Source organism: Sedimentitalea nanhaiensis DSM 24252, assembly GCF_000473225.1.
GTDB classification, from domain to species: domain Bacteria; phylum Pseudomonadota; class Alphaproteobacteria; order Rhodobacterales; family Rhodobacteraceae; genus Sedimentitalea; species Sedimentitalea nanhaiensis.
Genome location: NZ_KI421509.1, coordinates 3,823,034 through 3,846,876 on the forward strand (window position 1 = coordinate 3,823,034; position 23,843 = coordinate 3,846,876).

At 62.4% G+C, this 23,843-nt stretch carries 19 protein-coding genes and 1 tRNA gene; 14 read left to right on the forward strand and 6 right to left on the reverse strand.

What is annotated here, in order from left to right; translation table 11 throughout:
• Positions 1-423 precede the first annotated feature (423 nt).
• Positions 424-510: transfer RNA gene (locus NANH_RS0120935), tRNA-Leu, on the reverse strand.
• A gap of 216 nt (positions 511-726) precedes the next feature.
• Here NANH_RS0120935 and NANH_RS0120945 point away from each other — a divergent pair.
• A complete protein-coding gene (locus NANH_RS0120945) occupies positions 727-1,710 on the forward strand; it encodes a complex I NDUFA9 subunit family protein (protein ID WP_027263800.1) in 984 nt (327 codons plus the stop codon).
• Here the strand turns inward: NANH_RS0120945 and NANH_RS0120950 are convergent, their stop codons facing one another.
• The gene (locus NANH_RS0120950) at positions 1,711-2,514 is read right to left on the reverse strand and encodes an undecaprenyl-diphosphate phosphatase (protein WP_027263801.1); all 804 of its coding nucleotides are present in this window, start codon (positions 2,512-2,514) and stop codon (positions 1,711-1,713) included.
• Positions 2,515-2,742: 228 nt separating this feature from the next.
• Here NANH_RS0120950 and NANH_RS0120955 point away from each other — a divergent pair, with 228 nt between their 5' ends.
• From NANH_RS0120955 to fzlA, 6 genes are all read left to right on the forward strand, one after another.
• Positions 2,743-4,179, forward strand: a complete 1,437-nt coding sequence (locus NANH_RS0120955) for an NAD(P)-dependent oxidoreductase (protein ID WP_027263802.1) — start codon at positions 2,743-2,745, stop codon at positions 4,177-4,179.
• Positions 4,180-4,300: 121 nt separating this feature from the next.
• Entirely contained in the window at positions 4,301-4,738 is a 438-nt protein-coding gene (locus NANH_RS0120960) for a GFA family protein (RefSeq protein ID WP_027263803.1), read from the forward strand.
• Positions 4,735-5,169, forward strand: a complete 435-nt coding sequence (locus tag NANH_RS0120965) for a GFA family protein (protein ID WP_027263804.1) — start codon at positions 4,735-4,737, stop codon at positions 5,167-5,169. The genes NANH_RS0120960 and NANH_RS0120965 overlap by 4 nt, the downstream gene beginning before the upstream one ends.
• Entirely contained in the window at positions 5,169-9,701 is a 4,533-nt protein-coding gene (gene gltB, locus NANH_RS0120970; RefSeq protein ID WP_027263805.1) for a glutamate synthase large subunit, read from the forward strand. The genes NANH_RS0120965 and gltB overlap by 1 nt, the downstream gene beginning before the upstream one ends.
• A gap of 372 nt (positions 9,702-10,073) precedes the next feature.
• Entirely contained in the window at positions 10,074-10,793 is a 720-nt protein-coding gene (mtgA, locus tag NANH_RS0120975) for a monofunctional biosynthetic peptidoglycan transglycosylase (protein WP_027263806.1), read from the forward strand.
• 57 nt (positions 10,794-10,850) lie between these two features.
• A complete protein-coding gene (fzlA, locus tag NANH_RS0120980; RefSeq protein ID WP_027263807.1) occupies positions 10,851-11,516 on the forward strand; it encodes an FtsZ-binding protein FzlA in 666 nt (221 codons plus the stop codon).
• A gap of 85 nt (positions 11,517-11,601) precedes the next feature.
• Here the strand turns inward: fzlA and NANH_RS26795 are convergent, their stop codons facing one another.
• The 3 genes from NANH_RS26795 to NANH_RS26800 are packed head-to-tail and all read right to left on the reverse strand — an operon-like array spanning position 11,602 to position 13,662.
• Complete coding sequence (locus NANH_RS26795; RefSeq protein WP_051372530.1) at positions 11,602-12,294, reverse strand: aspartate/glutamate racemase family protein; 693 nt, start codon at positions 12,292-12,294, stop codon at positions 11,602-11,604.
• Entirely contained in the window at positions 12,264-12,923 is a 660-nt protein-coding gene (locus tag NANH_RS0120990) for a flavin reductase family protein (RefSeq protein ID WP_027263808.1), read from the reverse strand. Before NANH_RS0120990 ends, NANH_RS26795 begins: the two co-directional genes overlap by 31 nt.
• Positions 12,924-12,969: 46 nt before the next feature.
• The gene (locus NANH_RS26800) at positions 12,970-13,662 is read right to left on the reverse strand and encodes a GntR family transcriptional regulator (RefSeq protein ID WP_036050174.1); all 693 of its coding nucleotides are present in this window, start codon (positions 13,660-13,662) and stop codon (positions 12,970-12,972) included.
• A 254-nt stretch (positions 13,663-13,916) separates the two neighbouring features.
• On the opposite strand from NANH_RS26800, the gene NANH_RS0121000 reads away from it, so the two are divergent.
• The 7 genes from NANH_RS0121000 to NANH_RS0121030 all read left to right on the forward strand — a co-directional run bounded on the left by NANH_RS0121000 (position 13,917) and on the right by NANH_RS0121030 (position 22,121).
• Positions 13,917-15,488 carry an ABC transporter substrate-binding protein gene (locus tag NANH_RS0121000; RefSeq protein ID WP_051372531.1) on the forward strand — a complete coding sequence of 524 codons (1,572 nt, stop codon included), beginning with the start codon at positions 13,917-13,919 and terminating at the stop codon, positions 15,486-15,488.
• Between the two features lie 66 nt (positions 15,489-15,554).
• Complete coding sequence (locus tag NANH_RS0121005) at positions 15,555-16,526, forward strand: ABC transporter permease (protein WP_027263810.1); 972 nt, start codon at positions 15,555-15,557, stop codon at positions 16,524-16,526.
• On the forward strand, positions 16,523-17,461 hold the full coding sequence (locus tag NANH_RS0121010) for an ABC transporter permease (protein ID WP_027263811.1): 939 nt from the start codon (positions 16,523-16,525) through the stop codon (positions 17,459-17,461). Before NANH_RS0121005 ends, NANH_RS0121010 begins: the two co-directional genes overlap by 4 nt.
• An 11-nt stretch (positions 17,462-17,472) precedes the next feature.
• Positions 17,473-18,669, forward strand: coding sequence for an amidohydrolase family protein (locus NANH_RS0121015; protein ID WP_027263812.1), 1,197 nt, complete (start codon positions 17,473-17,475; stop codon positions 18,667-18,669).
• Positions 18,666-20,141 (forward strand): chlorohydrolase family protein, encoded by a 1,476-nt coding sequence (locus NANH_RS0121020; protein ID WP_027263813.1) that lies wholly within the window; start codon positions 18,666-18,668, stop codon positions 20,139-20,141. Before NANH_RS0121015 ends, NANH_RS0121020 begins: the two co-directional genes overlap by 4 nt.
• 1 nt (position 20,142) lies before the next feature.
• A complete protein-coding gene (locus NANH_RS0121025; protein ID WP_245601487.1) occupies positions 20,143-21,156 on the forward strand; it encodes an ABC transporter ATP-binding protein in 1,014 nt (337 codons plus the stop codon).
• Positions 21,153-22,121, forward strand: coding sequence for an ABC transporter ATP-binding protein (locus NANH_RS0121030; RefSeq protein WP_027263815.1), 969 nt, complete (start codon positions 21,153-21,155; stop codon positions 22,119-22,121). The genes NANH_RS0121025 and NANH_RS0121030 overlap by 4 nt, the downstream gene beginning before the upstream one ends.
• 497 nt (positions 22,122-22,618) lie before the next feature.
• Here NANH_RS0121030 and NANH_RS0121035 read toward each other — a convergent pair whose 3' ends face one another.
• On the reverse strand, positions 22,619-23,707 hold the full coding sequence (locus NANH_RS0121035) for a hypothetical protein (protein ID WP_027263816.1): 1,089 nt from the start codon (positions 23,705-23,707) through the stop codon (positions 22,619-22,621).
• Positions 23,708-23,843: the final 136 nt, after the last annotated feature.

The window sequence follows — 23,843 nt, forward strand, 5'->3', positions numbered from 1 at the left end:
CACTAGAGTTGGAGTTTCCCCAGTTTGATGGACGCTTCTCGCTTGATGAACTTAGTGAAGGAGTGTGCTTCTCATGCCAAAAACGAAGATCCCGTAACCGATGGGATTCAGAGTTCAGTTGGGTGCGCTGGCACTGCAATGCGGTGCAATGACAGCAGGTCACCAGCCACATCTGACTTAGCCTGCCAGGACGTAATCCGACCCACATCGCATCTACAGCGTCGCGCTAGTCGTAAAATTGTTCAGTAGGGATCAAGTATCGCCACGGGATGCGCGGAAGCCTTCAAGGACCGGACATTGAATCGCTGGTAATTGGGGCGAGCATCGGTTCGGTTAGGAAGGCGCAAAGGTGGGTAGAAGGGTGGATAGAAATTCCAAAATTTCCACAATCTTACTCTAAAACAAAGGCTTAGGTGGATTGACTGGTGCCCAGGAGAGGACTCGAACCTCCACATCGTTGCCAATACTAGCACCTGAAGCTAGCGCGTCTACCAATTCCGCCACCTGGGCAGGTGTCGTGAGGCGAGGCTTTAGGCTGACCGGGCAGGGGTGTCAAACGGATTTTTGTGAATTTCGGAATCTTTTTGCTCCGAGCCGGAAAAAGCCGGAAAATGATCGCGCCATGCCGCCTGCGCGGGAATCCCGGCTGCGCGGCGTTTTTGCGCCTTGTTTGAACGTGTCCGGAACGGTAGATCGGAATGGACCCAATTTGCAGGGAGTCCAGGCATGTCCAAACTGGTGACAATTTACGGCGGATCCGGCTTTGTCGGACGCTACATCGCCCGCCGCATGGCGCGGCAGGGATGGCGCGTTCGGGTTGCGGTGCGGCGGCCCAACGAGGCGATCTTTGTGCGGCCCTACGGTGTGGTCGGTCAGGTCGAGCCGGTTCTGTGCAATGTCAGGGACGATGCCAGTGTCGCTGCGGCGATGCAGGGCGCAGACGCGGTGGTGAACTGTGTCGGTGTGCTGAACCAGGTCGGCAGGAATGGATTTGATGCGGTGCATGTCGAGGGCGCCGGGCGTATTGCCCGGATCGCGTCCGGCCAGGGGATTGCGCGGATGGTGCATCTCTCGGCCATCGGAGCGGACAAGGACAGCGACAGCGACTATGCCCGCACCAAGGCTGAGGGCGAGGCTGCGGTCCTGGCCCATATGCCCGGCGCGGTTATCCTGCGCCCGTCGGTTGTGTTCGGTCCCGAAGATCAGTTTTTCAACCGCTTTGCCGGGATGACGCGGCTGGGTCCGATCCTGCCGATTGCCGGTGCCGAAACGCTGTTTCAGCCCGTCTATGTGGATGATGTCGGCAAGGCGGCTGTCAAGGGTGTGTTGGGCGATGCCGCTGCGGGCGTCTATGAATTGGGCGGTCCCGAAGTTAAATCGCTGCGGGCCTTGATGGCGCAGATGCTGGGTGTGATCCACCGCCGTCGCCTGGTGTTGAACCTGCCGCGCTTTGTGGCGCGGGTGATGGCTTTTGGTTTTGATCTGATGCAGACGGTCACAGGTGGGCTGATCACAAACGGGGTGCTGACCCGCGATCAACTGCGCAATCTGGCGCGGAACAACGTGGTGTCCGAAGGGGCGCAGGGCTTTGCCGAGCTGGGGATTGCGCCGGTGGCGATGGAGTCGGTTTTGCCGGATTATCTGTGGCGGTTCCGTCCCTCCGGGCAGTATGACGCGATCAAGGAATCGGCGCGCAATCTGCGCGTCTGATTACGCGTAGGCATAGATCAGCAGCACGATTCCAAGAACGATACGATAGATCACGTAGGGCGTGAAGCTGATGCTGCGCAGCAGTCGCATCATCAATGTCAGGGCCACCAGGGCCGCAACAAAGGACAGGCCCGCCGCGATGGCGCTGTCACGCATGGCGGCGGTGTTTGCGTCGAATGCGACTTCGCCGCCGAGCAGGATACCTGAGGCCAGGATGGTCGGGATCGACATCAGCATCGACAGCCGCGCCGCGTCTTCGCGCCGATAGCCCAGCCGCCGTGCGCCGGTGATGGTGATGCCCGAGCGCGAGGTGCCGGGAATCAGCGAGATCGCCTGCCACAGCCCCATGATCAGCGCGTCCCGCAAGGGCCAGTCGCTGCCTGGTTTGGTGTCGCTGCCGGTCTGGTCGGCCCAGTACAGCACGACGCCGAAGATCAGCATGGTCCAGCCGATCACCGCGACCGAGCGCAGCGCGTCGCTGAGGCCGGTGAAATGCAGGATCGCACCGCACAGGATGACCGGGATCGTCGCCACGATCAGCGCCAGGGCAAGGCGCGCACCGGGGGTGTCGGCGCGCCCCCGCAACAGGCGTGGCAACCCCAGAAGCCCGGTTTTCACATCGGACCAGAAATACAGCACCACCGCGCCCAGGGTGCCCACATGCACGGCGACGTCGATCAATTGCCCCTGATCGTCCATGCCGGTCAGGCCGGGCAACAGAATCAGATGACCCGAGGAGGAAACCGGCAGGAATTCGGTGATTCCCTGAATTACGGCCACGAGAAACAGGTGAAGAAGGGGCATGGGGTGGGATTCCTGTTCAGGGGTCGGTCTGGAGGCCAGGTATAAGTGGGCATTTTCAAAAGAAAAGGCGGGATTTAGGTCCGGTTTGATATGCAATATCAGGAGAGTCGGTGGAAATCCTTGCGGGTGTCGCAAAATTTACCGCTAATAGGTCAGCAAGATTGACTTTTAATCCTTTTTGAAATGACGTAGACACACCAGGCCGGGAAAATCAGGGGAGTCTTTGTCGTGGCCAAGCAACCTATGCTCAAGTTTGTACAGATTGACCGCGACATGCCAATAAAGCGTGACGCCGACGAACGGCGCGCGGATTTTCACGAGATCTATGCCGAGTATGCCGATACCAAGGCCCGCGAGCAAGCCAGCCGGTGCAGCCAGTGCGGCGTGCCCTATTGCCAGACCCATTGCCCGCTGCATAACAATATCCCCGACTGGCTGCGCCTGACCGCCGAAGGGCGGTTGCAGGAAGCCTATCAGGTCAGTCAGGCGACCAATACCTTTCCCGAGATCTGCGGCCGGATCTGTCCGCAGGACCGTCTGTGCGAAGGCAGCTGTGTGATCGAGCAGTCCGGTCATGGCACCGTGACCATTGGCGCGGTCGAGAAATACATTACCGACACCGCCTGGGAGCAGGGCTGGGTGCAGCCGATCAAACCGGCGCGGGAACGCGCCGAAAGCGTCGGCATCATCGGGGCCGGTCCCGGCGGGCTGGCGGCGGCGGATGTGCTGCGCCGGGCCGGGGTGCAGGTCACCGTCTATGACAGCTATGACCGCGCCGGGGGGCTGCTGACCTATGGCATCCCGGGCTTCAAGCTGGAGAAGGACGTGGTGATGCGCCGCAACGAGCAGCTTGCGGCGGGCGGCGTCGCCTTCCGGCTGAACTGTGTGGTGGGCGAGGATATCTCGTTCGACGAGATCCGCGCCCAGCATGACGCGGTGATCATCGCCACCGGCGTGTACAAATCCCGCGATCTGGCCATGCCGGGCAGCGGTTTGGGCGGAATCGAGAAGGCGATCGATTTCCTGACCGCCAGCAACCGCAAAAGCTTTGGCGACGCGGTCGAGGCCTATGATTCAGGCCGCCTGAACGCCACCGGCAAGCGGGTTGTGGTGATCGGCGGCGGCGATACGGCGATGGACTGTGTGCGCACCAGCATCCGGCAGGGCGCGACCAGCGTCAAATGCCTGTACCGGCGCGACCGGGCCAACATGCCGGGCAGCCAGCGCGAGGTGAAGAACGCCGAGGAAGAGGGCGTGATCTTTGAATGGCTGAGCGCGCCCAAGGGGTTTGTCGGAGATGACACGGTCAGCGGCGTGATGGTGCAGAAGATGCGTCTGGGCGCACCGGATGCCACCGGACGCCAGTCGCCCGAGGTCATCGAGGGGGCCGATTATGTCGAAGAGGCCGATCTGGTGATCAAGGCGCTGGGGTTCGAGCCGGAAGACTTGCCCACGCTGTGGGACCAGCCGGAACTGGGTGTCACCCGCTGGGGCACGATCCGGGCCGATTTCACCACCGGGGCGACGGCGATGCCTGGCGTCTATGCGGTGGGCGACATTGTGCGGGGCGCGAGCCTGGTGGTCTGGGCGATTCGCGATGGCCGCGATTGCGCCGATGCGATCCTGGAAACGCTGTCCCAGGCCGGGGCCGTGGCGGCGGAATAGGGCCGTTTCGGGGCGCGCACAGCCCATACATACTGGGTACATACGCGGTATGTATGGGGTAGGGGCCGACGATGATGAATTGGTCAGGTCGGCTGACCCAAAAGATTGAGGAACGGTGAACATGAGCGAGACACTCAAGGGACATTGCATGTGCGGCGCGGTAACGGTGACGGCGCGCGCGGACAAGCCGGAGATCAGTGCCTGCCATTGCAGCATGTGCCGCCGCTGGACCTCGGGCGCGATGATCGCGTTCCAGGCCGCGCCGGGCATGGAGGCGACCGGGCCGGTGCGCCGCTACGCCTCGTCCGAATGGGCCGAGCGCGCCTTTTGCGAAACCTGCGGTTCGTCGCTGTGGTATCGCGTTACCGCGCCGGGCCCGCATCAGGGTCAGACCCATATCGCCGCCGGGCTGTTCGAGGACGCCACGGGCGCGCCGCTGACGGCCGAGATCTTCATCGACCGGAAGCCGGCGGGCTATGCCTTCGCGGGCGAGCATGCGCGGATGACCGAAGCCGAAGTGATGGCGATGTTCGCGCCGCCCCCGGAGAGCGGCGCATGAGCAGCGCGCTGAGCGGACAATGCCTGTGTGGCGCGGTGACGATTCGGGTCGAGGGCGCGCATGATCCGCGCCCCGGTGCCTGTCATTGCCGCATGTGCCAACGCTGGTCCGGCGGGGTGTTCCTGTGTTTCGAAGCCGCCGCCGAGGCGGTCACCGTCGATGGTCCGGCGACCCGTCACGCGTCGAGCGAATTCGCCGAACGCGCCTTTTGCGGCACTTGCGGATCGCATCTGTGGATGCGCGATCTGGGCGAGACCGACGGTGCCTATGAGCTGATGCCGGGTCTGTTTGACGCGGCGCGCGACTGGCCGCTCAGATCCGAGATCTATATCGACCGCGCCATGGCCTCGGCCCGCCTGACCGGCGAACACGCCCGCGCGACCCAAGCCGAATACGAAGCCAAAAACCCCCATGTCGAGGGAGACGCATGATGACGATTTACGACGCCGCCTGGGCCAAGGCCGAAGAAGAGAAACGCAAGTGGATGGCCGAGAATGGCCTGTATTCCGAGGCCGACGAGCATTCGTCCTGCGGCGTCGGGCTGGTGGTGTCGGTGAATGGCGCGAAGAGCCGCAAGGTGGTGGAGGCCGGGATCGATGCGCTGAAAGCGATCTGGCATCGCGGTGCGGTGGATGCGGATGGCAAGACCGGCGATGGCGCGGGCATCCATGTGCAGATTCCGGTGCCGTTCTTTTACGATCAGGTCGAGCGCACCGGCCACACGCCGCACAAGGATCAGCTGATCGCGGTGGGTCAGGTGTTTCTGCCCCGCACCGATTTCAGCGCCCAGGAGAAATGCCGGACCATCGTGGAAACCGAGGTTTTGCGCATGGGCTATTACATCTATGGCTGGCGGCACGTGCCGGTGGATGTGACCTGTCTGGGCGAAAAGGCCAACGCGACCCGGCCCGAGATCGAGCAGATCCTGCTGTCTAATTCCAAGGGCGTGGACGAGGAAACATTCGAACGCGAGCTGTATGTCATTCGCCGCCGGATCGAAAAGGCGGCAAACGAGGCCGGGATCAACGGGCTGTATATCGCCAGCCTGTCGTGCCGGTCGATCATCTACAAGGGGATGATGCTGGCCGAGCAGGTGGCGGTGTTCTACCCCGACCTGATGGATGCGCGGTTCGAGAGCGCCTTTGCGATCTATCACCAGCGTTACAGCACCAATACCTTTCCGCAGTGGTGGCTGGCACAGCCGTTCCGGATGCTGGCCCACAACGGCGAGATCAACACGTTGAAGGGCAACGTCAACTGGATGCGCAGCCACGAGATCCGCATGGCGTCGGCGACCTTTGGCGACATGGCCGAGGATATCAAACCGATCATCGCCAGCGGCAGTTCGGATTCCGCCGCGCTGGATTCGGTGTTCGAGGTTCTGGTGCGGGCCGGGCGCAGCGCGCCGATGGCAAAAACCATGCTGGTGCCGGAAAGCTGGTCCAAGCAGGCGGTGGAATTGCCCGAGGCCTGGCGCGACATGTATTCCTATTGCAACTCTGTGATGGAGCCCTGGGACGGTCCCGCCGCGCTGGCGATGACCGACGGGCGCTGGGTGTGTGCGGGGCTGGACCGCAACGGGCTGCGCCCGATGCGCTATGTGGTGACGGGCGACGGGTTGCTGATTGCCGGGTCCGAAGCCGGAATGGTGCCGATCAACGAATCCGTGGTGCGCGAAAAAGGCGCGTTGGGGCCGGGACAGATGATCGCCGTGGACATGCGGAAGGGCCTGCTGTTTCACGACACCGAGATCAAGAACAAGCTGGCGGCGGCCCTGCCGTTCAGCGACTGGGTCGGCAAGATCAACGATGCCGACGAGGTTCTGGCCGGGGCGGAAGAGAAGCCGCTGTTTACCGGCGACGCGCTGCGCAAGCGTCAGATCGCGGCGGGCTATAGCATCGAGGAGCTGGAGCAGATCCTGGCGCCGATGGCCGAAGACGGAAAGGAGGCGCTGGCCAGCATGGGCGACGATACCCCAAGCGCGGTGTTGTCCAAGATGTACCGCCCGCTGAGCCATTTCTTTCGCCAGAACTTTAGCCAGGTGACCAACCCGCCGATCGACAGTCTGCGCGAATACCGGGTGATGAGCCTGAAGACGCGGTTCGGCAACCTGAAGAACGTGCTGGACGAGGACAGCAGCCAGACCGAGATCGTGGTGCTGGAAAGCCCGTTTGTCGCCAACGCCCAGTGGGAAAAGCTGATCGAGCAGTTCAATGCGCCGATGGTCGAGATCGACTGTTCGTTTGAACCCGGTGCCGGCGCACTGAGCGACGGGCTGGCCCGGATCCGCTCGGAAGCTGAGGATGCGGTGCGTTCAGGTGCGGGCCATATCGTGCTGAGCGATCAGCATTCGGGGCCAGGCCGCGTGGCGATGCCGATGATCCTGGCCACCAGCGCGGTGCATTCGCATCTGACGCGCAACGGGCTGCGGACCTTCTGTTCGCTGAACGTGCGGTCGGCCGAATGTATCGACCCGCATTATTTCGCGGTTCTGATCGGCTGTGGCGCGACGGTTGTGAACGCCTATCTGGCCGAGGATTCGCTGGCCGACCGGATTGCGCGGGGCCTGCTGGATGGCAACCTGACCCAGGCGGTGGCGCGCTATCGCGAGGCGATCAATCAGGGGCTGCTGAAGATCATGGCCAAGATGGGCATTTCGGTGGTGTCCTCGTATCGGGGCGGGCTGAATTTCGAGGCCGTGGGGCTGAGCCGGGCGATGTGCGCCGAGTATTTTCCCGGCATGATCAGCCGGATCAGCGGCATCGGCGTGTCGGGCATTCAGCACAAGGCCGAACAGGTCCATGCCAGGGGCTGGGACGCGGAGCTGGATGTGCTGCCCATCGGCGGGTTCTACAAGGCGCGGGCGTCGGGGGAATCCCATGCCTGGGAAGCGACCAGCATGCATATGCTGCAAATGGCCTGCAACAAGGCCAGTTTCGAGCTGTGGAAACAGTATTCGGCCAAGATGAAGAGCAACCCGCCGATCCATCTGCGCGATCTTCTGGACATCAAGCCATTGGGCAAGCCGGTGCCGATCGAAGAGGTGGAGAGCATCACCTCGATCCGCAAGCGGTTCGTGACGCCGGGCATGTCGCTGGGGGCGCTGTCGCCGGAGGCGCACAAGACGCTGAACGTGGCGATGAACCGGATCGGAGCCAAATCCGACAGCGGCGAGGGCGGCGAGGATCCGGCGCATTTTGTGCCCGAACCCAATGGCGACAATCCGTCCGCCAAGATCAAGCAGGTGGCCTCGGGCCGGTTCGGGGTGACGGCGGAATACCTGAACCAGTGCGAGGAACTGGAAATCAAGGTCGCGCAGGGGGCAAAGCCCGGCGAAGGCGGCCAGCTGCCGGGGATGAAGGTCACCGAGCTGATCGCGCGGCTGCGGCTGTCGACCAAGGGGGTGACGCTGATTTCACCGCCGCCGCATCACGATATCTACAGTATCGAGGATCTGGCGCAGCTGATCTATGACCTGAAACAGATCAACCCGCGCGCCAAGGTGACGGTGAAGCTTGTTGCGTCAAGCGGTGTCGGCACGATTGCCGCCGGGGTGGCCAAGGCCAAGGCCGATGTAATCCTGATTTCGGGCCATAACGGCGGCACCGGGGCCAGCCCGGCGACCAGCATCAAATATGCCGGTCTGCCATGGGAAATGGGGCTGACCGAGGCGCATCAGGTTCTGGCGATGAACAAGCTGCGCGACCGGGTGACGTTGCGCACCGATGGCGGGTTGCGCACCGGGCGCGACATCGTGATGGCGGCGATGATGGGGGCCGAGGAATACGGCATCGGCACTGCGGCACTGATCGCGATGGGCTGTATCATGGTGCGCCAGTGTCAGTCCAACACCTGCCCCGTCGGCGTTTGCACGCAGGACGAAAACCTGCGCGCCAAGTTCACCGGCAACGCGGACAAGGTGGTCAACCTGATCACCTTTTATGCGCAGGAAGTGCGCGAACTGCTGGCCAGCATCGGCGCGCGGTCGATGGGCGAGATCATCGGCAGGGCCGATCTGCTGAGCCAGGTCAGCCGGGGCAATGCGCATCTGGACGATCTGGACCTGAACCCGCTGCTGATCACCGTCGATGGCGCGAGCGAGATCGTGTATAACCGCGACAAGCCGCGCAATGTAGTGCCCGACACGCTGGACGCGGAAATCGTGCGCGACGCGGCGCGGTTCCTGAGGGATGGCGAAAAGATGCAGCTGTCCTATGCGGTGCAGAACACCCATCGCACCGTGGGCACCCGCACCAGCAGCCACATCGTGAGCAACTTCGGGATGCGCAATGCGTTCCAGCCCGATCATCTGACGGTCAAGTTGCAGGGGTCGGCGGGCCAGTCGCTGGGCGCGTTCGCGGCACCGGGACTGAAGCTGGAAGTGTCGGGCGATGCCAACGACTATGTCGGCAAGGGCCTGTCGGGGGGCACCATCGTGGTGCGCCCGCCGCAGGTCAGCCCGCTGAACGCGGACGAGAACACCATCATCGGCAACACGGTGCTGTATGGCGCCACCGATGGCTATCTGTTTGCCGCCGGGCGCGCGGGTGAACGGTTTGCGGTACGCAACAGCGGTGCAAAGGTGGTGATCGAGGGCTGCGGCAGCAACGGGTGTGAATACATGACCGGCGGTGTGGCGGTGATTCTGGGTGAGGTCGGTGCCAATTTCGGGGCCGGGATGACCGGTGGCATGGCCTATCTGTACGATCCGGACCGCACGGCGGAAACGGTGATGAACCGCGAGACCCTGGTCACCTGTGCGGTGACGGTGGCGCATTGGGAGCAGCAGCTGCGGTCGCTGGTGGAGCGGCACGCACAGGAGACCGGCAGCCGCAAGGCCACCGACATCCTGCAGCATTGGGCCATCGAGCGAAGCAACTTTATTCAGGTCTGCCCCAAGGAGATGCTGGCGCATCTGCCCGCCCCGCTGAGCGTCGAGGAGCAAGCGGTTCCGGCGGAATGATGGCTTTTGCCGCTCCGGCCTACCAGAGGTGCCGCAATTGTGCCCATACCCCCCGCCCGCGTGGGCGGGGGCGATTGTCGGGACGCTGACAAACCGGCCGGACAGGTTTGGGCCATTCAACCGCCGCTGCCAGCGTGTTGCCCGGATCGGCCCCGGAGGCCGGATTAACGGCGAATGGATCCGCCGGCCCTGGCCGGGCGACATCATACCGGTCAACGAACCGGGGCCATCCTGTCAGCGGCGCGGTCCCGGCGCTGTATTCCGATCTTGCCCACAGGGTGCCAGTCTGACGTCCGCTGAAGCGGCCAGATTTGTCGCCCGATCGACGCAAGGGCCTTTCCGCCTGTTGACCGGAGGCCTATAGCATGGCGCATGGCTAAATCCGCGAAATCGAAAAAATCCGCGCGCAAATCCCGGTGGACGCTGTCGTCGCTGCGGCGGCTGCTGGTCTGGGCGGTGCTGGGGGTGGTCGGCGTGTTTGCGCTGTTGATCCTGCTGTTCAGCGTGATCAATCCGCCAACGACGCAAACCATGTGGTCCGAGGGGCGCAGGCTGGGGCGGCCGGTGCAACAGGACTGGGTGGCTCTGGACGATATCGCGCCGGTGATGGCACGGTCTGCGGTGGCGGCAGAGGATGCGAATTTCTGCCTGCACTGGGGGTTTGACGTCCAGGCGATTCGCGCCGCCATTGCGGATGGCAACCGGCGCGGAGGGTCCACGATCAGCCAGCAGGTGGTCAAGAATGTGTTCCTGTGGCAAGAGCGCAGCTGGTTGCGCAAGGCGCTGGAAGCGGTGATCACCCCGGCGGTCGAGGCGGTGTGGAGCAAGAAGCGTATCCTGGAAGTGTATCTGAACGTCGCCGAGATGGACGAGGGTGTGTTCGGGGTGGCGGCTGCGGCGCAGCATTACTTTGGCGTGACACCCGCCAGGCTGAGCGCCACGCAAGCGGCGCGGCTGGCCGCGACGCTGCCCGCGCCCAAGTCGCGCTCGGCCTCGAACCCGTCGCCCCGGCTGCGGCGGCGGGCGGCACAGATTGCCGACGGAGCAGCCACCATCCGCGCAGATGGACGCGCCGCCTGTTTCGAGGATTGAAAAACCCGGCGCGGCGGGGCATTGAGGGTGGTGTTCCACCACAGATTTCGGAAGATCATGGCCCGCCTGTTTCACGTTCCCCTATCCCCGTTCTGCCGCAAGGTGCGGCTGTCGCTTGCCGAGAAGAAGATCGAGGTCGAGCTGGTCGAGGAGCGCTATTGGGAGGCGGACCCGGATTTTTTACGCCGCAACCCGGCGGCCAAGGTGCCGGTGCTCAAGCTGGATGGGCGGATGATGGCGGAAAGTGCGGCGATCTGCGAATATATCGAGGAAACCCGCCCCGATCCGGCGTTGATGCCATCGACCCCCGAAGCGCGATTCGAAGTGCGCCGGCTGGTGGGGTGGTTCGACGACAAGTTCCACCACGAGGTCACCAGCAAGCTGCTGTATGAGCGGGTCAACAAGAAGGTGACCAAATCGGGTTATCCGGACAGCCGCAATGTCAAGGACGGGGCCAAGGCGATCAAGTATCATCTGGATTACATGACCTGGTTGCTGGACCATCGCCGCTGGCTGGCCGGGGATGCGATGACGTTGGCGGATTTTGCCGCTGCGGCGCACCTGTCCTCTCTGGATTATATCAGCGATGTGGACTGGAACCGCTCGGCGGTGGTCAAGGACTGGTACGCAAAGATCAAGTCGCGCCCGGCGTTCCGCTCGATCCTGGCCGATCAGATTTCCGGGTTCCGCCCGCCCGCACATTACGCCGATCTGGATTTCTGAGGGCGGCGGGGGCTGTCTGCCCCCCTGCACCCCCGAGGATTATGCGTAAGAGGTACCGCGACGACACCTAACAATGCCATCCACCCTATTTGGCCGTATTCTGCGCATGCCGTTGAAGGGCCATGCCGATGGCGGCCTCAATCGGATCGATAACCGGGATGTGCAGCGCACCTGCCATGTCGGAAGCCAGCCCGCCCATCCCGGCGCATCCCAGAACGATGGTTTCGATATCGGGGTGAGCGTCCAGCAGCCTCCTGGCCGCAGCGATCAACCGTTGTGATGCGGCGACGCGATTTCTTTCGAAATCAAGCACGCCGATCATGCTGGCCTGCACACAGACACAGTTCGCCTCTGCGCCGTAAGCGCGCAGGTTCGCTTCCAGAACCGGTACCGAAAGGTCGGAAGTGGTCAACACCGCGAAACGCCGTCCCGACCTGTCTGCTGTCCGAATCGCGGCCTCACCGAGGCCGATGACAGCCGCAGGCCCGTCCGCCGGAACGTCGGAGAGGCCGATATCGTCAAAACAGCCGATCACGGCGACGTCGCAGGGGGTGTCTTTCAGCAAGGCCAGAGCACCCGGTATCGCCGCCTTACCATCGGCCGCACCCTGGATCGCGGCGGGGCCGCTATCGTTGGTTCTCAGGGTCAGCGCGACCCCGTCCGGCAGGTGGTTTCTGGCTTCTGCGCCGATGCGGTCAGTCATCTCGGAAGTGGAATTGGGGTTCACGATCAGTAAACGCATGGCGCTCAGTTCGTTCCGGTAGCGCGGGTCCGCCATTCGGTCTCCGACATAGTCGGCAGATCGAAGGTTTTGTTCGATCGGCAATATCCGTGGCCCCCCATGCGGCCGAGGGCGTCAAGTGCGGCGGCATCCACATGGAAGCGGTCATTGACCAGACCGGGTCTGGCGTGCATTGCCAGCACTTCGCCCAGGACGATCTCGCGCGACTTGCCGATGTTGAGGGTGACGTGCTTTCTGCATTCGAACCGGATCGGCGCTTCGGCGATCTGCGGACAGGCGACGAATTCGCCAGGCACAGTGCTCATCCCGGCGGCCTCGATCTCGTCGATACCGGCAGCGAAGGGCACGGCGGTGACGTTCATCGCCTCCAGATTGTCAAAGCCGACGATGTTGACCGTGAACTCTTCGGTGACGCGGATGTTGCGGCCGGTGTCCTTAAACCGCATGTCGGCGTGGTTTTCGACTCCCAGCGCCAAAATCGCCGGATCGGATGAAAGGCAATTGAAGAAACTGAACGGTGCCGCGTTGGGGGTGCCTTTTTCGTCGATCGTCGTCACCCAGGCGATGGGCCGGGGCACGACAGAGCCGATCAACAATTTGTAGCGGTCGCGGGCGCTGAGGCTGGCAAAGTCGAAACGATCCGATTGCGCGTTTGGGCTGTCCATGGCTATTCCATCTTTACGGGGGGCGTGGAGCGATCGCGACGTGTGATCAGGCATTCGGCACGATGTAGCGCGCGAGGATCGCGCTGACGTCTTCTTTGCCACGCTCATCGGGATCCAGCAGGGCGCGATCCTGAACGCTGTGCAGATGCCGGTGCATTTGCATGATGGCGCGATCCGCATCGCCTGCTTCTATGGCCGCGATGATTTCAGTGTGTTCGTCGAGCCCGCATTGGGCCGAATGGGCCTGGGCGAACCGCGCCAGGATCAGCGAGCAACGCGACACGATCTCGTTGACGTAGTTGGCGAGAATCCGCGAGCCCGTCAGCTCTGCCAGCAGGATGTGGAACTCGCCGGCCAGCCGGATCGATCTTGTCGTGTCGACATCGAGATATTTCTTTTCCTCGACCAGATGCGCCTTGAGCGCCTTGACGATCGGCTTCTTGTCCATCCTGCACAGGCGGTCCATCACCTCGCGTTCGAGGCATTGGCGCATCTCAAAGATATCGTGCGCTTCCTCGATGGTCGGCACCGAAACGGAGGCCCCCCGGTTCGGTTGCAGGTCCACCAGTCCTTCGGCATCGAGCCGCACCAGCGCGTTCCGCACCGTGGTGCGGCTGACGCTGAAGGTTTCGCCAATCGAATCTTCCGGCAGTTTCGTGCCGGGCTTGAGGGCCTGTTCGATAATCGCCTGTCTCAGCGAATCGTATACCGGAAAGCTGCGGGTCGTGGATTTATACATGCGCGGACCTAAACCATGATTGCCGTAAAAGAGATAAGCGAGTGTGGCCATAGTATTGTATACATAGAATGAATACAATCGGTCTTTTTTTGTAGCAAATCATAGTTTTTTCGCCTAGCCTGCTCTTGCAGAGGAGCGCTTGTGAGCCGGATTGCCTGTCGAAAGACGCATCTATCGGAAGGTAATTAAACTTTATGCTCGCTGAATCGTATGCGATATTTTATGATCAGGTATACAATAATAGGGAGAAAGAAATGAGCATTTCCACGAAGACGAGACAGGGGGCGCTGGCGGGGCTGGCGGCGGCGTTGCTGGCCGCGACCGCACAGGCCGAGACCATCCGCTGGGGTGCGCCGCGTGATATCGTTTCGCTGGATCCGTATTCCTACGGTGACAGCTATACCATCAACTTCCTCAACCACATTTACGAAGGTCTGGTCCGCTATAACCGCGATCTGGAGATCGAACCGGCGCTGGCGACCGCATGGGAAATCGTCTCGCCGACGACCTGGCGGTTCACCCTGCGCAAGGGCGTCAAGTTTCATGACGGATCCGATTTCACCGCCGAGGATGTGCTGGCATCGCTGGAGCGGGTGAGCGACGAAACATCGCCGCTCAAGGGCAACCTGCCAGCGTACCAGAGCGCCACCGTGGTGGACGATAACACCATCGACATCGAACTGAGCGGTGCCTATCCGCTGCTGCTGAACGACCTGACCAATATTCACATCTTCGACAAAGGCTGGCTGGTTGCCAACAATGCCGAGAAGCCAACGGATGTCAGTGCCGGCGTGGAGGGGTATGCCACATTCAACACCAACGGCACCGGCCCATTCCAGTTGGAATCGCGGACGCCCGAGGCGCAGACTGTACTGGCGGTCAACAATAACTGGTGGGACGAACCGGCGCACAACCTGACCCGGATCGAATTCCAGCCGATTTCATCCGCTGCGACACGGGTTGCCGCACTGCTGTCGGGCGAGGTCGATTTCGTGGACAGCGCGCCGGTGCAGGATCTGCCGCGGCTGGCGCAGGCGGAGAATCTGACGATCCTGGAACGCACCGATCTGCGCACCGTGATGCTGGGTTTCAACCGGCGCGAGGAGCTGGTCGGCGGGGGCGAGAACCCGATGAACGATCTGCGCGTCCGTCAGGCGATGCAGTTGGCCGTCGATATGGATCTGATCCAGGACAAGGTGATGCGCGGCAAGTCGCGCAATGCCGGTGCCCTCGTCGCCCCTTCGATCCCTGGCTACTCCGAAGATCTGGACACGGTCGCGCCCTTTGATCCCGAAAAGGCCAGGGCGCTGCTGGAAGAAGCCGGCTATGGCGACGGTTTCGCGTTTGATTTCGTATGCACCAACGAAAGCTACGTGAACGAGGAACAGTTCTGCCAGGCCATTGCGTCGATGTGGTCACGCGTCGGACTGGAGCCGAAGCTGGATATCGGTCCGACCGCCAAGCAGACGCCCAAGCGCGCCAACGGCAAGGCCGACATCTACACCATCGGCTGGGCGACGCTGCCTATGCTGGATACCTATTCGATCCTCGTGCAGATGTTGCATTCCAAGGAAGGCAATTCCGGGGTCTTCAACTGGGGCGGCTGGTCCTATCCGGAACTTGACAAGCTGACACAATCCGCGGCGGTCGAGTTGGACCGGGAGGCGCGGTTGGATATGGAGAACAAGGCGCTGCGCATTGCCAAGGACGAGATCATCATGATGCCGCTGCACCAGCAGCCGATGGCATGGGCGGTGTCCAGGGACTTCAGCGATTTCCCGCAATTCCCCGATAACAAGCCGCGCATGTGGTACGTGACAAAATAATTCTCCCTGAGACTGAGGCGGCGCAACGTCGTCGCCTCTCATTTCCCCGGACCGGAGATCATCGCAATGCTGGCATTTATCATCAAGCGTCTGGCCAATGCCGTCTTTGTCATGCTTTCCGTCACGTTTCTTGCCTTTGTCATCTTTACTGCCGTCGGCGATCCGGTTGACCAGATGCTGAACGAACAGGCCACGCAAGAACAACGCGATGAACTGCGTGAGAGACTCGGCCTCGAAGCCCCGTTTTTGGTGCAATATTCAAAGTTCGTGGCCCGCGCTGCCACGGGGGATTTCGGTATCTCGTTTCGCAATCAGCAGGACGTGCTGGCGATGATCGGTGAGCGTTTCCCAGCCACATTCGAACTGGTTCTGGTGGCGACGTTCATCTCACTGGTGGTGGGCGTGCCGATGGGGGTGATCACGGCGATCAGGCGACAGACCTGGTATGCCGAGGCGATGCAGTTCACGTCGATCATCGGCGTGTCGCTGCCCAGTTTTGTGGTGGGTATCGGGCTGATCCTGATCTTTTCGGTCTGGCTGGGATGGTTCCCCGCGTTCGGGCGTGGCGAGACCGTCGATCTGGGATGGTGGAGCACCGGGTTGCTGACCCATTCGGGACGCATGTCCATCGTGTTGCCGGCGTTGTCGCTCTCGCTGTTCCAGATCACGCTGGTGATGCGTCTGGTGCGTGCTGAGATGCTGGAAGTGCTGCGGTCGGATTTTATCAAGTTCGCGCGGGCACGGGGCGTTCCGGCGCGCAGGCTGCATTTCAGCCACGCATTGCGCAATTGCCTGATGCCGGTTGTGACCATGACGGCGATGCAGGTCGGCGGGTTGATCGCCTTTGCGCTGGTGACCGAGACGGTATTCCAGTGGCCGGGCATGGGCCTGCTTTTCATTCAGGCGGTTACCTTCGTCGATGTGCCGATCATGGCCGCGTATCTGTGCATCGTGGCGCTGATCTTTGTCGTTCTGAACACCATCGTGGACATGGCCTATGCGGTGATCGACCCGCGTCTGAAGGGAGCCGACGCATGACCGATCAGGCCGATCGCAAGGTGCTGTCGCGCACCGAGGCGTTTTTCGATAGCGATCTCTGGTGGTCGTTCAAGGCGCACAAATCTGCCGTAGGCGCCGCCATTGTGCTGGCCCTGGTGATCGTTGCTGCCTTTTGTGCGCCGGTATTGTCGCCGCAGGACCCCTATGATCTGGCAGCGCTCGAATTGTGGAACGCAGAATTACCGCCGATCTGGATGGAGGGCGGTCAGATGCCCTATCTTCTGGGGACGGACGTGCAGGGGCGCGATATCCTGTCGGGCATCCTTTATGGCACGCGGATTTCCATCGTCATCGGGGTCGCGTCCGTGGTGGTGTCGCTGTTCGTGGGCATCGGGCTGGGCCTGATGGCGGGCTATTACGGTGGCTGGATCGACAACGTGCTGATGCGGGTGGGCGATGTGCTGCTGTCGATCCCGATTGTACTGGTCGCGATTCTGGTCAGTTCGGTGGCCCAGCAGTTCCTGCCACCGGCCTGGCGCGAAGCGGGCGTGGCGGCGGTGCTGGTGCTGGCAATCGCGATGTATTCATGGGTGCAATACGCGCGTGTGGTGCGCGCCCAGACCATGGTAGAGCGGCGCAAGGAATATGTGCAGGCTTCGCGGCTGGTCGGTACGCCAGCACGTCGGCTGATGCTCAAGCACATTCTGCCCAACACGCTGACCCCGATCTTCGTTGCGGCGACGCTGAACTTCGGTCTGGCAATCCTGATCGAGGCGACGCTGTCGTTCCTGGGTGTCGGGATGCCACCGAACCAGCCATCGCTCGGCACGCTGATCCGGGTCGGCAATCAATACCTGTTCTCCGGGTCGTGGTGGATTGTGCTGTTCCCGTCGATCCAGCTTTGCATCCTCGTGGTCGCAGTCAACATGCTGGGCGACTGGCTGCGCGACGCACTGAACCCGAAACTCCGCTGAAGGAATCCGAGATGAGTGATCTGCTGATCAAAAACGTCCGTGTGCTGGACGGCGATCCGACCGAAATCTTGATCAGGGATGGGCGCATCGCCGCAATCGGCGACCGGCTGGACCAGGCAGGGGCCGCAGTCGAGGATGCCGGCGGGCGCATCGCGCTGCCGGGATTGACCGAGGCACATACCCATCTGGACAAGTCGTTGCTGGGCTATCCATGGTATCACAATGATGTCGGGGGCGGCAATCTGATGGCGATGATCGATAACGAGCGCCAGATGAAAAAGCGATTGGGTCTCGATCCGCATGTGCAGTCCATGCGGCACGCGCTGCAAACGGCATCCTTTGGGGCCACCTTGATCCGCAGCCATGTCGATATCGACACCACGGGCGGTCTCAGCGCGCTCGAAGGCGTAATGGAAACGGCGGAAAAGCTGGCCGATGTGGTGGAGATCCAGACCGTGGCGTTTCCGCAGTCCGGCCTGATGATCAGCCCCGGTACCGCCAATTTGCTGGACGAAGCGATGAAGATGGGGGCGGACCTGATGGGGGGGCTTGACCCCTGCGGCGTCGATCGCGATCCCAAGGGGCACCTCGACACGATATTCGCACTGGCAGAAAAACACGGCAAGGGCATCGACATCCACCTGCATGAGCGCGGCGAACTGGGCGCGTTTTCGATGGAGCAGATACTGAACCGGGCCGAAGCCCTGGGGATGAAGGGGATGCTGACCGTCAGCCATGCCTTTTGTCTGGGCATGCCCGATCCGGCCCGGGTCAATCCGCTTCTGGAACGTCTTGGCGCACTGGAGGCAAGCATCATGACCACCGCGCCCGCGTCCAGCCCGGCACCGCTGGTCAAACAGATGGCCGAGTACGGCATTCGTTTCGGCGCGGGCAACGACGGGATACAGGACATCTGGGGCCCCTATGGCAACGGCGACATGCTGGAGCGGGCCAAGTTTGTCGGATTGCGCAGCAACCTGCGTTCGGACGCAGAGATGTACATGGCACTGGACGTCTGTTCCGGCGGCGGGGCGCAGGCGATGGGGATGGAACGGCGCGAACTGAAGGTCGGTGCGCCCGGCGATGTGGTGATCGTCGAAGGGATCGCGGTCGCCCATGCCATCGTGCACCATGCACCCCGCAAGCTGGTGGTGAAGGCCGGCAGGGTCACCGCCCGCGACGGCGAAACGTTGATGACCGCCCCATGACGCAGTGGCACGATCTTTCCCTGGGCAAGCGCCCCGAGGGCCGATGGGCCCTGACCGGTGAATGGATCGTCGTGGATACGCCGCGGGGCCCGCGGCTGGTACGGGATGGCGAAGTCGTCATTGAACATGACCGCATCCTGCATGCCGGTGCGCATTTCGATGGCGAGGTGTCGGCACGGTTCGACATGGGGGCGGCGCTGATCGCACCCGGTTTTGTCGATCTCGATGCGCTTGGAGATCTGGACACAACCTTGCTCAGCTATGACAACTGGCCCAGTGAGCGCAAGGGCCGGGTCTGGCCGCAAACCTATGTGGAGCGCGGCCCCTACGAGATGTACACGCCCGACGAACTGGTCGCCCAGAAACGGTTCGCCTTCGGGCAATTGCTGCTGAACGGGATTACCTCTGCGGCGCCGATTGCCTCGTTGTTCTACCGCGAATGGGGCGAGACGGTGGAGGAATTCACCGCCGCGGCCGATGTGGCCGAGGACATGGGCCTGCGGGTCTGGCTTGGTCCTGCCTATCGTTCGGGCGGCATGGTGGCCGACGAGGACGGCACGCTGCGCGCAGTCTTCGACGAAGCGCGCGGGCTGCGCGGATTACAGGATGCGGTGCGCTTTGCCAGAGGTCTGCAGGGCCGCGCGCTGGTGTCGCCGATGCTGGCGCCGGACCGGGTGGAAACCTGCACCGACACCCTGCTGAAACGGACCATGCACGCGGCAGAGGATCTCGATTGTCCGGTGCGCCTGCACATGGCGCAGGGCCAGATGGAGTTGCAGACCGTCCAGGCGCTGCATGGAAAGACCGCGCCTGAATGGTTGGACGGGATCGGTTGCCTGTCGCCACGCCTTCTGGCGCCGCATGCCACTGTCGCCACGCAGGAGGATCTGGAGCGCTATCGCGACAACGGCGTGACCGTGGTGCACTGTCCGCTGGTCTCCGCCCGTCATGGCGGCGCGCTGCGGTCCTTTGCGAAACTGCGCGCCATGGGCATCAACGTCGCCATGGGCACCGATACCGCCCCGCCCGACATGGTTCTGAACATGGCCGTCGGCATGATCGCCTGCCGTCTGACCGCCGGGCATCGATCGGTCCGATCCGGCGAGATGTTCGATGCTGCCACGGCCCGGGGCGCTGCGGCGCTGGGGCGCAGCGACATCGGCGTGCTGCGGGCCGGGGCCAAGGCCGATATTGCCGTCTTCGATATGGCTGACACCCACTTGGTGCCGCGCATTGACCCGGTGCAGACGTTGATCCTGGGGGCGACCGGGCGGGTGACGAAGGCCACCATCGTCGATGGCCGCCTGTCCATGCGGGACGGTGCCGTGGCGGGCATCGACATGGCCCGCGCACGGACCGACATGCAGGCGCAGTTTGATGGTCTGGTTGCCAGATACCCGGAGCGGACCCTGGGGCACCCCCCGGTCGGCGAGATCTTTCCGCCGACCTTCCCTCTATCGAATGGAGACTGAAATGATGGTGCTGCCCATTCCAGATGGCAATACCCAAAACACGGCGACTTCGGCCCTGGACGTGCACGGTCTGACGGTCGAATTTCCGACCAGGCGCGGCGTTCTGACCGCGATCGACGATGTGTCGATGCAGATCGCGCCCGGCGAAATCCTTGGCGTTGTGGGTGAATCCGGGGCCGGAAAATCGATCACCGGCCTTGCCGTTCTGGGGCTGTTGGAACATCCCGGGCGGATTGCGGGCGGGGCCATTCATGTCGGCGGTCGCCGCGTCGATACGCTGAGCGAAGCGGAACTGACCAAGGTTCGCGGCCGCGAGATGGGGGCGATCTTCCAGGATCCCTTGACTGCGCTCAATCCGCTGTTCAGCGTCGGCAAACAACTGGTCGAAACGATCCGCCTGCACAGCGACATGAACCGCGCGGCGGCAAACGCACGGGCGCTGGAACTGCTGCGCAATGTCGGCATTCCCGCGCCCGAAGAACGGCTGCGCCAGTATCCGCACCAGTTTTCCGGCGGGATGCGTCAACGGGTGGTGATCGCACTGGCGCTCGCCGCCGGGCCGCGCCTGATCATCGCCGATGAACCGACCACTGCGCTCGATGTCTCGATTCAGGCGCAAATCACCGCCCTGCTGCGCAAGCTTTGCGACGAAACCGGCGTCGGCATCATGCTGGTGACCCACGACATGGGTGTCATCGCCGAAACCGCCGACCGGGTCTGCGTGATGTATTCGGGGCGCGTGGTCGAAAGCGGACCGGTAGCGGATGTGATCCACAATCCGCAGCACCCCTATACCAGGGGATTGATGTCGGCGATTCCCAGCCTGCATGACCGTGTCGAGACGCTGGCCCAGATCGACGGGTCGATGCCCAGGCTGAACGCCCGGCCATCGGGCTGTGCGTTTCATCCGCGTTGTCCCCATGCCGGGCCGCGATGCAGCGCCGAAACGCCACCGCTGGTCAAGGTGGACACCACCAGCGCAGCTTGCTGGCTGCAACAGGGAGGCACGCAATGAACACTCACATCCCCGCCCTCACCGTCTCTGACGTCAGCAAGGTATTCGACGTATCCGCCCCGTGGCTGAACCGGCTTATTGAGCGGCGGCCGAAACTGTTCGTCAAGGCGGTCTCGGAGGTCTCGTTTACCATCGAAAAGGGCACCTGTTTCAGCATTGTCGGTGAATCCGGATGCGGCAAGTCCACAGTTGCCCGGCTCGTCACCGGGCTCTACACCACCACGAGCGGCGATATATCTTTCGGCACGGGCAGGACGGGCCGTCCGATCCGGGTGCAGATGATCTTTCAGGATCCGCATTCCAGCCTGAACCCGCGCTGGCGCGTCGGCGACATCATCGCGGAACCGATCCGGGAGATGAAGCTGCGCGACGACGTGAAACAGACGGATGCGCGGGTGCGCGAACTGCTGGAGACGGTCGGATTGGGCGCTGACGACGCGCTGAGATATCCGCATGAATTCTCAGGCGGTCAGCGGCAGCGCATCTCGATCGCCCGCGCTCTGGCGTCGGAACCCGAACTGCTGGTCTGCGATGAGCCGACCTCGGCATTGGACGTATCGGTGCAGGCGCAGATCCTGAACCTGATGAGACACTTGCAGGACGAACTGGGGCTGACCTATCTCTTCATCAGCCACAATCTGAGCGTGGTGCGCCATATGTCCGACTACATTGCGGTCATGTATCTCGGTCGGATCGTCGAACAGGCCCCGGTGGAACACCTGTTCACCGCGCCGCGGCACCCCTATTCAAAACTGTTGCTGGCGACGATCCCCGACATCGAGAATCCCAGGCGCCGGATCGATGCGCAGGCTGGCGAACCTCCCAGCCCGTTAAACCCGCCTTCCGGCTGCGCTTTTCACCCGCGCTGTCCCATCGCGATGGATAAATGCAGAAAAGCGATACCGGAACTGCTCGCGACCGAGGGCCAGGCAAGGGTCGCCTGCCACGCCGTGACGGATCCGTGAGGCGATCAAGCACCCGCAGACCATTTTGTTGCCACCGCAGTGTTGCGAGCGCGCACTGACCGGCTGACATAGTGCAACGGCTATCGGGATGCGCGGAAAGCTATCAAAGCTCGCTACACTCAATATATCTTCGACACTGATCCCGGGCCGCATGGTCCATCATAGATGGTCCGGGGCACTTCGGTTATGGGCCAACTACCTGATCCACACGGATCACGGGATCGCTGCGGATAGATCTGATGGCACTGGCCCATTCCGTGCATGGCCATTGAAGCGTGACGTGACACCGCATGTGCCGGTGCGCGAGCGCAAGGATCGGACCTGAGGCAAATATGACGTCAGCTATTTCCAGTATGATCCCGACCGCGGCAGTATTGCCTGCTTTGGGGGGCAAACTAACCCTGCGCAGCGCAGGCGACGGTACACGATCAAGCGCCACAGAAGCGAAGCTACGACTTGCGGCGCATGTCCGATCCGTAAGGCGTCGCTTTGGACGGCTAGCCCGCGTGCGGTAAACCTATATTGCGGTCGGGCCGCGAAAACAGGGAGTCCGCGCAGGGAAACTGCTGCAAGATCGCCGCGCCGTCCGGCAGCCGTTCAGCGTGAAATCTGCCGGTGTCCCACAGGGTGACCCCATCGGCCACAATCGTCGGGTCGATCACGTTCCAACTGATTTCACCCGGCGCATAGGCACCGCAGGTGTGAAAGTGCAAGATGCGAGGGTTGCCAAAGGCGACGCCGCCCCAGCGTTCGTAATTTTCGCGCGCCGGCCAGGGATAGCCACAGCCCGGATGAATGCCCGCATGCCAGGAATGCACAAAATTCCGGTCGATCCCGAAGCGTTCCGCGACATAGTCGTAGTGGGCGTTCGCGCGGGCCACGTCATCGGCGGTACCCTGAAACCCGGTCAGCCGACCGTTTTCCATCAGGGCGTAAACCGGGCTGTCGAATTCGACCGTATAATTGTCGTAATAACGCGATCCAGTTCCGGTCAGGAACCCGGAGAGAGCGGCCCGGCCGGAAAAGCTGTGTGCGGGCACCGGGGTGAAGACCGACATCGGAAACCGCAGGATCGAGGTGTCTCCGGACGGGGTGAGGTCCATCTCGGGTCTGCCCACGATATCGGTCCCCGCCGGGCAGGTGATCCGAACCTCGCTGGCCTGGGCCAGGCTGGCGTTGGTTGCGTTCTTCAGGGCAAGAAACGCGTCGTGATGGCCATTGGCAAAGCCCGAGCCAAACAGTTCCTGTGACACGGCAAAGCTGACGATCATGCGCTTGCCCGCGGGTATGTCAGAAAACCGCAACTGATCGCCCAGACGGGCGAGAAACAGGATAATGTCCGTGTCGTTGAGTTTCCGCCGCAACTCGGAAGTCAGATGGGGATTGTCCGGGTTGAACCCGACATCAATGAGTTCGACCGGCAGGTTCAGAGATTTGGCGGCGTCGCATATGAGAGCTACCGCCAAATCGTCATAATACCCGTATTCAGGCGACTCATAGGCAATCAGCAACCTGTCGCCGGACCTTGCCCGCGCGCAATTCCGAAGCAGATTGAGCGCGCCGCGCTCTGGTGTGAAATCTACCATGTTCCATTCCCGTCCACGCGGCAGGTATCGCTGCCCGCAGCGTCAAAATCCATTAATAGGCGGCACAGCCGGACATTAGTCTGGCTCACTCAAAGATCAACCGTTCATTTTCAGTGCTGGGTCTATCAGATCGGCG

What these genes read in the sequence shown, in the direction of transcription:
- NANH_RS0120945 (WP_027263800.1), top strand. Translation starts at nt 727, where the DNA reads ATGTCCAAACTGGTGACAATTTACGGCGGATCCGGCTTTGTCGGACGC.
- NANH_RS0120950 (WP_027263801.1), bottom strand. Translation starts at nt 2,514, where the DNA reads ATGCCCCTTCTTCACCTGTTTCTCGTGGCCGTAATTCAGGGAATCACC.
- NANH_RS0120960 (WP_027263803.1), top strand. Translation starts at nt 4,301, where the DNA reads ATGAGCGAGACACTCAAGGGACATTGCATGTGCGGCGCGGTAACGGTG.
- NANH_RS0120965 (WP_027263804.1), top strand. Translation starts at nt 4,735, where the DNA reads ATGAGCAGCGCGCTGAGCGGACAATGCCTGTGTGGCGCGGTGACGATT.
- gltB (WP_027263805.1), top strand. Translation starts at nt 5,169, where the DNA reads ATGACGATTTACGACGCCGCCTGGGCCAAGGCCGAAGAAGAGAAACGC.
- mtgA (WP_027263806.1), top strand. Translation starts at nt 10,074, where the DNA reads ATGGCTAAATCCGCGAAATCGAAAAAATCCGCGCGCAAATCCCGGTGG.
- fzlA (WP_027263807.1), top strand. Translation starts at nt 10,851, where the DNA reads ATGGCCCGCCTGTTTCACGTTCCCCTATCCCCGTTCTGCCGCAAGGTG.
- NANH_RS26795 (WP_051372530.1), bottom strand. Translation starts at nt 12,294, where the DNA reads ATGGCGGACCCGCGCTACCGGAACGAACTGAGCGCCATGCGTTTACTG.
- NANH_RS0120990 (WP_027263808.1), bottom strand. Translation starts at nt 12,923, where the DNA reads ATGGACAGCCCAAACGCGCAATCGGATCGTTTCGACTTTGCCAGCCTC.
- NANH_RS26800 (WP_036050174.1), bottom strand. Translation starts at nt 13,662, where the DNA reads ATGTATAAATCCACGACCCGCAGCTTTCCGGTATACGATTCGCTGAGA.
- NANH_RS0121000 (WP_051372531.1), top strand. Translation starts at nt 13,917, where the DNA reads ATGAGCATTTCCACGAAGACGAGACAGGGGGCGCTGGCGGGGCTGGCG.
- NANH_RS0121005 (WP_027263810.1), top strand. Translation starts at nt 15,555, where the DNA reads ATGCTGGCATTTATCATCAAGCGTCTGGCCAATGCCGTCTTTGTCATG.
- NANH_RS0121010 (WP_027263811.1), top strand. Translation starts at nt 16,523, where the DNA reads ATGACCGATCAGGCCGATCGCAAGGTGCTGTCGCGCACCGAGGCGTTT.
- NANH_RS0121015 (WP_027263812.1), top strand. Translation starts at nt 17,473, where the DNA reads ATGAGTGATCTGCTGATCAAAAACGTCCGTGTGCTGGACGGCGATCCG.
- NANH_RS0121020 (WP_027263813.1), top strand. Translation starts at nt 18,666, where the DNA reads ATGACGCAGTGGCACGATCTTTCCCTGGGCAAGCGCCCCGAGGGCCGA.
- NANH_RS0121025 (WP_245601487.1), top strand. Translation starts at nt 20,143, where the DNA reads ATGATGGTGCTGCCCATTCCAGATGGCAATACCCAAAACACGGCGACT.
- NANH_RS0121030 (WP_027263815.1), top strand. Translation starts at nt 21,153, where the DNA reads ATGAACACTCACATCCCCGCCCTCACCGTCTCTGACGTCAGCAAGGTA.
- NANH_RS0121035 (WP_027263816.1), bottom strand. Translation starts at nt 23,707, where the DNA reads ATGGTAGATTTCACACCAGAGCGCGGCGCGCTCAATCTGCTTCGGAAT.